8 protein-coding genes are annotated in these 5926 nt (G+C 56.5%); 7 read left to right on the top strand and 1 reads right to left on the bottom strand.

Features of this window, described 5'->3' with window-relative positions; all coding sequences use genetic code 11:
- The 5 genes from J4G38_RS27705 to J4G38_RS27685 form a co-directional block, all read left to right on the top strand.
- Positions 1-378, top strand: a 378-nt coding sequence (locus J4G38_RS27705; protein WP_226164041.1) for a hypothetical protein, incomplete at its 5' end; no start/stop codon positions are given.
- A 31-nt stretch (positions 379-409) separates the two neighbouring features.
- Positions 410-622: a hypothetical protein gene (locus J4G38_RS27700; protein ID WP_210522112.1), complete on the top strand. Its 213-nt coding sequence runs from the start codon at positions 410-412 to the stop codon at positions 620-622.
- A 200-nt stretch (positions 623-822) separates the two neighbouring features.
- On the top strand, positions 823-1512 hold the full coding sequence (locus J4G38_RS27695) for a hypothetical protein (RefSeq protein ID WP_210522111.1): 690 nt from the start codon (positions 823-825) through the stop codon (positions 1510-1512).
- A 396-nt stretch (positions 1513-1908) separates the two neighbouring features.
- Positions 1909-2154, top strand: a complete 246-nt coding sequence (locus J4G38_RS27690) for a hypothetical protein (protein WP_226164038.1) — start codon at positions 1909-1911, stop codon at positions 2152-2154.
- Between the two features lie 32 nt (positions 2155-2186).
- Positions 2187-2984, top strand: a complete 798-nt coding sequence (locus J4G38_RS27685) for a hypothetical protein (protein ID WP_226164035.1) — start codon at positions 2187-2189, stop codon at positions 2982-2984.
- Positions 2985-3012: 28 nt separating this feature from the next.
- Here the strand turns inward: J4G38_RS27685 and J4G38_RS27680 are convergent, their stop codons facing one another.
- Positions 3013-3987, bottom strand: coding sequence for a replication initiation protein (locus J4G38_RS27680; protein ID WP_210522118.1), 975 nt, complete (start codon positions 3985-3987; stop codon positions 3013-3015).
- Between the two features lie 526 nt (positions 3988-4513).
- On the opposite strand from J4G38_RS27680, the gene J4G38_RS27675 reads away from it, so the two are divergent.
- Together J4G38_RS27675 and J4G38_RS27670 are read left to right on the top strand one after the other, a co-directional pair.
- Positions 4514-4846, top strand: coding sequence for a hypothetical protein (locus J4G38_RS27675; protein WP_226164032.1), 333 nt, complete (start codon positions 4514-4516; stop codon positions 4844-4846).
- On the top strand, positions 4783-5926 hold a 1144-nt coding region (locus J4G38_RS27670), incomplete at its 3' end, for a type IV secretory system conjugative DNA transfer family protein (RefSeq protein WP_226164029.1). The genes J4G38_RS27675 and J4G38_RS27670, both read left to right, overlap by 64 nt.

Genomic DNA, 5926 nt, shown 5'->3' with positions numbered 1-5926 from the left:
TTCGCCCGCACCGAGCGCACCCCCGCGCAGCGGTGGGGAACGGTGTCGTGGGCGTTCGCGGCCGGCAGCGCCGACGGCGGCGGCCCCAGCCCGGAGCTGGTGCAGCTCTACAAGTTCTACGTGGCCGGCGACATTGACCTGGCCATGATACGCGGCGAGCTGGACCGGCTGTATCCGCAGTACCCCAGCGGCGACCCCAATTATCCCGACCCGCCCGCCCCGCGCCCGGTGTTTCCGCCCCTGGTGCTGGTCGAGGAACCCGGCCGGGTGTTTCCCTTCGCGGCCGAGATGGCGGCGATGGTGCAGGAATTGGAGGCCCTGCCGCCCCGCCAGCACTACATTGAGTTGGACCTGAGCACCACCCCCACGCACCTCTGATTTTGCAATTGCAAACAGTAAACACACGGTCATGGAAGCCACCTTCAGATTTTACGACCAGCAGCTGAACCCACTCGGTACCATCAAGTGCGACACCACCAGCGCCCAGTTCCAGGCCCTGATGCAGCGCGGCTACAGCTACACCCGAAGCGGCGGCGGCACCGGGACCAACTACAACACTTACAACCGGCTGGACAGCGCCAGGCATTTCGCGCAGTTGGAGGCAACGGAAACAGCCCCGTAAATGAGGCCCCCCACCGGAAAAGTACCACGCCGGCCGCGTCCCAGAAGGAGGCCAAAACCTACCACGATTCCGAGAAGGCGCTTATAACCAATCTTATGTTAAGGGACAAAATGAAGAAACAAGAGGGAAAGAAAGCCACTCCCAAACCGGCCAAAAGTCCTAGTTTGTTCGACCAGAAACCGGACCCCGCGATAGTCAGGATGCTGACCCCGCGTGAGCAGTGGACCCCCGCGCAGAAGCGGGCCGACAAACGCGACGAAGACGCGGCCCGAGCGCGGGGGTACCGCTACTTCGAGCAGGTGCAGGAGTTGATACGGACCGGCGACCTCGCGGGAGCCGTGCGCGCCATCAATCCCTTTCCGAGCGGATACGGATACTCCGACATCGCAACCGTGCAGGCCGTGGCCAAGGCCCAGGTGCAGGCCGGCGAACTGCTGGCGGCCGTGGCCACCGCGCAGCGGCTGCCTCACGCCGATACGAAGGGCGACCTCATCGGGGAGGTGGTGCAAGTGCTGCTGCAACGGGGCGACGTGACCGGGGCGCAGTGGCTGGCGGCCACCGTCACCGGATTTCGGTACGTGAGCGTGATGAAGCGGATTGCGGCGGCTCAGCAGCAGGCCGGCGACACCGAAGCCGCCCGGCGCACGCTGGTGCAGGCGCGAGAGTACGCTGAAAGATTCAGCGAGGGCGATTCGAGAAGCGGCTTCTTCCGGTCCTACTATCTGTCTGACATTGCCAAGGCCCAGGTGCAGGCGGGCGACGTGGCCGGGGCGACGCACACGGCGCAGCTCATTACCCACCAGGAGGAACAAGGATGGGCGTTGCGCGCCATTGCGGAGGGCACCGCTAACGCGGCTGACACCGACCACAAGGCCGCCGACCCAGCTTAACATCTGTCGCAGTGGTTCAGCTTTGAGCAGTCACAGAAATAAATACCAAGTAGACAGTCGGTTGTGTTGTAAAAACTAAACCTTGGGTTTTGTTGCACAAAACCCAATCCCCCGAAACGCGCTACATTAGCTGTTAAACTAAACGTTTAACAAAACCCGATGAAGCAGCCAAAGGGAGCAACAAAACCGGAGTTAAGTGTAACTCCCGCCGCAGGAGCCGCAACAGAACCCGAGTTAAGTATAACACTTCCCGAAACGGCGGCAACAGAACCCGAGTTAAGTTTAGCGCCCGCTGAAACGGCCGAAACAGAATCGAAACAAAACACAACAAAACCCAAAGCGAAGGGAGGCAGGCCCCGCAAAGCCCCGGATACGGGCCTTTGGGCCATTCGGGGGGTGGACATGGAAACGCGGGCCATCGTGGAGAAAACCGCCCAGCGCGCCGGCAAGACCATCGGCCAGTTCGTGAACGAGGACATGCGTTCCTTCTGTCAGGGCCAGCTCACCCAATCGCAGTTGCCGGCCAGCCCCCGCGACTTGCAGGTGCAAGTAGAGCAGCTGACCCAGCTAGTGGAAGGGATTGCCGCCCGCATGGCCGAGCCCGCCCGGAAAGGGTTTTGGCAACGTGTATTTGGCAAATAGGGGAGGTATCAAGTCTTGTAATTTTTAGCTGAATGACTAAAAACATACCCATTCCGCCCCTTGTGAAAGCGTGGCAGGACTTCTCGCCTAGTCGCTTTCCGCGCATTCTCCCAGGCGACCAACAACTGATTAACCACGGCAACAGGTTGCTTGATTATCGCAGCTATGATGCATTTGTAAAGAGCGAAGACTTTGGAGGGCAGTCCACCAAATTTCATTTAAGCTTGTTGCCCCAACCATTTGTAGGAAATTTGGCCCAGGCGTCCATTTTCATCCTGCTATTGAACCCAGGGTTTAGCGCGGGAGACTATTACGCTTTGCACCACACGCCTGCTTACGCTGCCGCAATCAAACGCAACTTAGGGCAGCAAAATGGTGCAGACCCTTATCCCTTCTTCTTTCTGGACCCTCAGTTTGCATGGACTGCTGGCGGGCAGTGGTGGCAGGCAAGGTTTCGTTCTATTGCTGAAGAGCTAGTAAAGCGAAATGGGTTCTCATTGCAGGAAGCATTACAGCACATTAGTCAGCATGTTGCTTGCTTGGAAATGTATCCATACCACTCTCAAAGCTTCAAAGAGCCAAGAGGGAACCTTGAATCCAAGACCTTGGTGTGCCAATACGTAAAAGAAGAGCTTGTTCCGCGAGCAATAGCGGGAAACGCGCTAATCGTAGCGACCCGTCGCGCAGCTGAATGGCAGTTGCCAACACGTCAAAACCGGAACATAATCGCATACACCGCTGGACAAGCTAGAGGCGCTCACCTAACGATGAACACCAATGGTGGCCGGGCGATTATGCAAAGACTGCAACTACTATTGAAATCAAAATAGCTTTAAAGCAGACAATCCCACTGGCTCATTATCGAGCTTTGGTAGCCTTGTCAAATAGTGGCCCAGCACTGGTTTTTTTCAAGCCCAGGATGGTAAGTAGCAGGCCCGAGAGCGAATGTGCTTTGGCGTGTTTGCCCGTTTTTAGGTCGTGGGCGAACTTGTTACAGGCGGCGACGTGCGCAGGACTAGCCAAGATTTGCGCCACCAGGTTGGGGGTGGTGATGCTCAGCTGCGCGAGTAGCCGGCCAGCATTTTCCACCTGGTGCGCTGCAACACCCGGCAACGTTTGGGCCGTGGCTCCCAAGTCGGGCAGCGTAGCCACTATATCCACCGCTTGCAGCTCGACTTTGAAAACAACGTTTTTATAGCTTCTGACGCGCTTTTCTAGCTCATAGCTGATACGTAAATCGGTGTGCTCGTTGATTTGCCGCACGGCCACGTCCAAGACGAATTTCTTGAACATGGTAATTTCAGTGTATTCTTCTTTGCCCTTTTCATCGACTAGGCCCAGCTTTCGCTTCAACTCTAGAATATCAAACTTTTTCGTTTCACCCAAGTCCTTCCACTGGCTGCAAATGGTGTAAATGCGCTTAGCATGCTTGCTAGTCAAACGCAGGGCTGACAGCAGCTCGAACGAGGTAAAGTTGTTTTTCAGGTCGAACAAGTAGGGAAGCATTTCCTCAGAAAGCTTGATTTCGATGATTCCCTGCCCCTTCAGATACTTTACATATCGAAACATCCAAAGCTGAAGTACCTGAGCGTCAGATTCTACTTCAAACATTCGAGAGCCCATTCCTTCAGTGGCTTTCCGCAAATAGGTGTAATCGTATCGCTTGCCCGTAATTTCAGATAACTCCTTAATTACTAGTTCATAAACGCCAGTAGTGTTGTTCTTGCGCAACTTAGAAAGCAGGAAGAACAGCAGGTCTAGTTGCAATTCGGTGTACTCGTACCGGGCATTGGTCAGCGCGTTGTGTTGGCGAACTTCTAATTCCTGATTCATAAGAGGCTTCTAGCTAATCCCAGGGTAATTATACGACAAAACGAAGGGTATTATAAAAGTCTTTGTTTTGTATCTTCGTTTTCACACACGAAACCTTCGGTTCTCACACACGAAACCTTCGTTTTCACACACGAAACCTACTGTTCTCACACACGAAACCTTCGTTTTAATGCATTAACCCTTCGTTTTAAGTGATATAATATACTGTAAATCAATTACTTGTGAACCCCTCAAATAAGACAAATAAGTAAAATATCACAAGTTGTGTTTCGCGTGAGGGAAAAAGGCATTTAGGGCTGTTCTGGTGGGCGACCGGCCCGAGCGGCGCAGCCCAAACAAAAACAGCAAAGTCCTAGAAGCCAGTAATTTGCGCGCATTTTATAAAGTATATATTATTGGTAATCAATGGTATAACCGCCTATTGTTGTGCTTATTTGTGCGGTCTTGTACCCCGGTTTACTGCCCTGTTTTGGGCTCCTTTGGAGGCAAAGCCGCACCGTAGCGCCAGCCGTTTTACCTTGCCGGCATGACGACAATTTCCTTTTGGGTGGGCCATTTGATAGCGGCCCTGGTTTACGCGGCGATAGCTCATCTCGCGGCCCTGGGGCTGCACCAGGCACTGCCCCCGGTGTCGCGGGGCTTGTACCAGGCCATCCGGTTGCGCCAGGCCCCGGACGATTGGACGGTGTCCTTCGTGCGCTTCGCCACCCTGTTTCTGCTGGCCACCGTCGCGGGCGCGTGCTGGGGGTGGGCGGGCTCGTTACGTGGGTGCTGCTGGGCTGGCTTGGCTACAACGTGTTTCGGGCCTTTTCCAGCCCCGAGCCGGCCGCGCAGCCCGGCGGCGGGGACCAGCCGCTGAATTTCGTGCTGCGTACCACCAGCGGCCCGAATGTGCGGCTAGGCAATCCGTTCCGGGGCACCTTCATTGCCGGCGGCGCGGGCAGTGGCAAAAGCAAGTCGATTATTGAGCCCATTCTTCAGCAGGCGGGCGCGTTGGGCTTAACCGGCGTTGTCTATGACTTTAAATTTCCCACGCTGGCCGAGGAAGTGGCCGGCAGCTACGCGGGCGGTACCGTCACGCCCTACTTCGTCAATTTCACCGACCTCACGCGCAGCCACCGGGTAAACCCGCTCGCCCCGCAGCTGCTGGCCACCGCCAGCTTTGCCCGCGAGGCCGCGGCCACCATCATTACCAACTTGGACGCGAAAGCCGCCCAGCAGCGCAATTTCTGGATTCAGTCGGGCGAGGTGCTGCTGGCTGGCTGCATTTGGTACTTGCGCCGCAACCACCCCCAGCAGTGCAGCTTGCCGGCCGCCGTGAGCATGATTTTAGAGGCCGACGCGGCGCAGCTGCTGGCAACCTTGCAGCAGGACGAGGAAGTGCGCGGCCTGATTGCCTCGATTGCCAGCGCCAGCAAATCGGAAAACACGATTGCGGGCGTGTTCTCGACTATTCAGAATTACCTAGCGGTGCTCAACACCCCCGAGATTTTTTGGGTGATGAGCGGCGACCAGGTGCCGCTCGACCTGAACCACGCCGACACGCCGGGCGTGTTGGTGGTAGGCAACGACCCGACCCTGAGCACGACCTTTTCCCCGCTCATTTCCCTCATCGTGGCCACGGCCATCAAGCGGATGAATCAGCAGGGCCGCTTGCCGAGCCTGGTGCTGCTCGATGAAGCGCCGACCCTCTTTATCCCAAACTTTGCCCAGCTACCGGCCACGGCCCGCAGTAACAAAGTGGCCACGGTGTACGCCGTGCAGGACGTGGCCCAAATGGAGGCCCTGACAAGTCGGCAGGAATCCGAGATGATTCTGGCCAACCTAGGAAACCAGTTTTGGGGCCGCACCACCAACACGGCCACGGCCGAGCGGGTGAGCAAGATGTTCGGCAAAATCGACAAAACGTATCGGTCCACCACGGAGGGCACCAGCAAGA

Source organism: Hymenobacter terricola, from assembly GCF_017921975.2.
In the GTDB taxonomy this organism is placed as follows: Bacteria; Bacteroidota; Bacteroidia; order Cytophagales; family Hymenobacteraceae; genus Hymenobacter; species Hymenobacter terricola.
Note: the sequence above shows the minus strand (reverse complement) of the source record. Positions and strands in the feature narration are given on the sequence as shown.